Origin of the sequence: Synechococcus sp. B60.1, from assembly GCF_047462555.1 — a bacterium.
Taxonomy (GTDB): Bacteria; Cyanobacteriota; Cyanobacteriia; order Thermostichales; family Thermostichaceae; genus Thermostichus.
Genome location: NZ_JANSJN010000158.1, coordinates 1 through 3,273 on the forward strand (window position 1 = coordinate 1; position 3,273 = coordinate 3,273).

Here is a 3,273-nt window from a genome sequence, read left to right on the forward strand (position 1 = left end):
TCCCGCAGTTGCCAGAAAAACTGCACATCCTTGGGATTGGCCCCCGGCCAGCCCCCCTCGATAAACGGGATCCCCAGGCGATCCAGCAGCTTGGCGATCTGGATCTTGTCTTGCAGTGATAGCGATAGCCCCTCCCGCTGCGCCCCATCCCGCAGGGTGGTGTCGTAGAGGGTGACGGCAACCGGAGAATTGGCGTCAGTCTTCATACCGCATCAGCTTTTTGTAAAAGGCAGTGGTGAAATCCGGCGGTTGTCCACGCTGCACCAGTGTTACGACATCGATTAGGTAATCCACAAACTCGTAGTTGGCGATGGAGAGCTGGTAAGTGAGCTCGGCATCCTGATCGAAGATCACTTGCACTACGGTCAGATCGGAGGGCAACGGCGACGTGTGCCAACTGGCCAGGAAACGCACAGGTTTGTCTCCCTCGATGGCCCTCTGTCCTTCCAGGCTGCCTTTTTTGTAGAGGCCCACCGCAAGAGCTAGGTGTTGCCGGCGCGCAACGGCGTAATAGGGCTGATAGATGGCTACCTCTGCCGGAGCGGCAGGTTCAAGTTGCAAAGCCATGGCGGCAAGAGGAGAGAACCGTTGATTGCAGTAGAGAACCCAACAGAAGGCCCACTGCGATCTAGCCTACCGCGTTGGCGGGCTGCCGGCTAGGTTGTCCCCATTGTTTGCCGTTGGCTGATGCAGTATGATGTGGGTACCTAAATCTAGTTTCGACTCCGAAGAATGTCTGCTCTGCCTGGACAATACCTTTCTGTAAAGGAGACTTCAGAAATTTTGAACTGCTCGGAGCAATATGTGCGACGGCTACTCCGAGACGGTGGGATCATCGGGGAAAAAGTTGGTAGCCGTTGGATTATAGCATCGGAGTCGGTTGAAAACTACTGGGCTAAGCGAGAAGAAAAAGACCAGCAAGTGGCCGATCATAGTCGTCGCTCTTCTAGTCAACCTCAACTGAAGGCCTTAAGTTTTTTCTCTGGCTGTATGGGCCTAGATCTAGGCTTAGAGGAAGAAGGTATTCAGGTACTACTTGCTTGTGAAGTTGATCCGGCAGCTCGAAAAACAATTGAGATCAACCGGCCAGATATAGGACTAATTGGAGATATCCGAAATTACTCAGCCGCAGAGATTCGAGAGAAAGCAGGCTTAGGTATAAGCGAGGAGATCGATCTCATTATTGGTGGACCTCCCTGTCAATCTTTTAGCAGCGCAGGTAGGCGGCAAGGATTTAATGACGAGCGTGGTAATGTCTTCTTAGCTTTTATCGATCTGATCGTTGAGCTTAAGCCAAGGTTTGCAATTATCGAAAATGTTCGAGGTCTATTGTCCGCTCCTCTAAAACATAGGCCTCATCGAATGCGAGGTGGAAACTTTCCACCCTTGACACAAGAAGAGCAGAGAGGTAGTGCTTTGCTCTTCATCATTCGACGGCTCAGGGATGCAGGCTATAGTATTTCTTTCAACTTGTACAATGCTGCCAATTTTGGCGCTTACCAACAGAGAGAGAGACTGATTATCTCTTGTAGCCGAGATGGCAAGAAACTGCCCTATCTAACACCTACTCATTCGGAGAAAGGCTTGTACGGCTTACCGAGATGGAAAACTTTACGAGAAGCTTTAGAAGGTCTTCCCAAAGATGGGCATCATTTTGTTAAGTTCCCTGAAAAACGACTTAAGTACTACAGACTACTGAAGCCTGGTCAATGCTGGCGAGACTTACCCGAAGGGCTTAAGAAAGAGGCATTGGGTGCTTCTTATTATTCAAGTGGTGGAAGAACAGGCTTTTACCGAAGGTTAGACTGGGATAAACCTGCACCAACATTGGTCACACATCCAGCGATGCCTGCTACAGATCTAGCTCACCCTGAGGAGGATAGGCCTCTTAGTATTGAAGAATACAAGCGTATCCAAGAACTTCCAGACGACTGGGTCATAGCAGGCAGTTTACTTGATCAATATCGTCAAGTTGGGAACGCCGTTCCTCGTTCTCTAGGAAGGGCAATTGCCAAGATGTTGATCTCTTATCTAAAAGGTGAGCAGCCTATCGTATATCCGGACTTCCCATACTCCCGCTACCACAGAACTGATGATGTTAGCTGGATGTTAGACGTGGGTTATTCCGATGAGTTCTCTATGAAACAGCTATCCCTAGATTTATGAGTTTGCTATTTTCTTCCAAGGATTGTCCTCTTCAACAGGCAGAGCGTCTGGGTTACTTGTCAAAACCTGTCTAACAAACTTAACAAAGTTCTCTTCTGAGAAGCGATCTGTTTTGTATTCGCTATTAAAATCATCCCACTTATAAGAACCTGACTCAGCGTCAATTCTGTACCATATTTTGATATTCTTTTTGTTTCTTAACTTGGAGGAAGAGCTATTTTCTGAGTTGCTGCGATTCTTAACCTGGAGAAGGCGACCATCCACATTACAAAAATCAACGTGGAGAAGGGTTGCTCCCCAGCAACAGTGCCATCCATATTCAGCGAGTTGTTCCGCTAGAAACTCTTCCAGTAGTAGCCCTAGGATATTTTCGGCGGACATCGATAGCCTATGAGCATATTTGATTTGTTCTAGATGTTCTTCTGTAAGTCCAGGCATTCGAGCCCCAATGATATCGCTGATGATTGGGTCAGAAGTTGTTTTCGGAGGCCTTGATATTCGTTTCGAGATCCTATTTTTGTAGCCATTATCATACCTTTTTATCCACCTTCTGACTACTTCCTCCTCTTTCTCGCCCTTTATCGTCGGACAAAGTTCTGGGTTGCTGTAGCAGGCTCTAAGAATAGTTCGGTGGGCCTCAAGAATTTGATGATTCTCTTGAGAGAGAGCATTTTCAAAAAGTTTTAGAAACTTTTCTTCGGAGTTGTTGCGAATGATATTTTTTAGGGTCAGGGTAGCAGGCATCTCGCGGGTCTCTTCTACAGCTTGTAGCAATTGCCCTATGTTCCCACTACCTGAGCTACGCAGCCAAGTATCCCTCGGCAAGAGTCCAGCACCTCACTTGGGAAGGAACCGTTGGAAAGTCGGGAAACTCTGAGAAACAATAGGAAGGGAAAACCGCCCCAGGTTCTCCTCCGCCGGGCCAAGACGGCGTCCCCTTGGCCCCAACTTACCGAATCTGCTGGCCTTATGAACATAGCCCCAAACCCCACTGCCGACTCCTTGCCGGAGCTGGATCCCGTCCTGCAACGCAAGTTCCACCAGCTTGTCCAAATCTTCGCCGAGATGGGGCGGGTCTTGGTGGCCTACTCAGGCGGGGTCGATAGC

Annotated in this window: 3 protein-coding genes and 1 pseudogene; 1 reads left to right on the forward strand and 3 read right to left on the reverse strand. The window is 48.8% G+C overall.

The window, feature by feature from the left end; translation table 11 throughout:
* Positions 1 to 206, reverse strand: a pseudogene (locus NW863_RS12580) (citramalate synthase); the annotation flags it as partial.
* A complete protein-coding gene (ebsA, locus tag NW863_RS12585; protein ID WP_414366770.1) occupies positions 196 to 567 on the reverse strand; it encodes a type IV pilus biogenesis protein EbsA in 372 nt (123 codons plus the stop codon). The gene ebsA and the pseudogene NW863_RS12580, both read right to left, overlap by 11 nt.
* Positions 568 to 732: 165 nt before the next feature.
* Here ebsA and NW863_RS12590 point away from each other — a divergent pair, with 165 nt between their 5' ends.
* Entirely contained in the window at positions 733 to 2,166 is a 1,434-nt protein-coding gene (locus NW863_RS12590) for a DNA cytosine methyltransferase (protein WP_414366772.1), read from the forward strand.
* Here the strand turns inward: NW863_RS12590 and NW863_RS12595 are convergent.
* Positions 2,161 to 2,910 carry a SinI family restriction endonuclease gene (locus tag NW863_RS12595; RefSeq protein WP_414366774.1) on the reverse strand — a complete coding sequence of 250 codons (750 nt, stop codon included), beginning with the start codon at positions 2,908 to 2,910 and terminating at the stop codon, positions 2,161 to 2,163. The genes NW863_RS12590 and NW863_RS12595 overlap by 6 nt on opposite strands.
* Between the last annotated feature and the right edge of the window lie 363 nt (positions 2,911 to 3,273).

What these genes read in the sequence shown, in the direction of transcription:
- ebsA (WP_414366770.1), bottom strand. Translation starts at nt 567, where the DNA reads ATGGCTTTGCAACTTGAACCTGCCGCTCCGGCAGAGGTAGCCATCTAT.
- NW863_RS12590 (WP_414366772.1), top strand. Translation starts at nt 733, where the DNA reads ATGTCTGCTCTGCCTGGACAATACCTTTCTGTAAAGGAGACTTCAGAA.
- NW863_RS12595 (WP_414366774.1), bottom strand. Translation starts at nt 2,910, where the DNA reads ATGCCTGCTACCCTGACCCTAAAAAATATCATTCGCAACAACTCCGAA.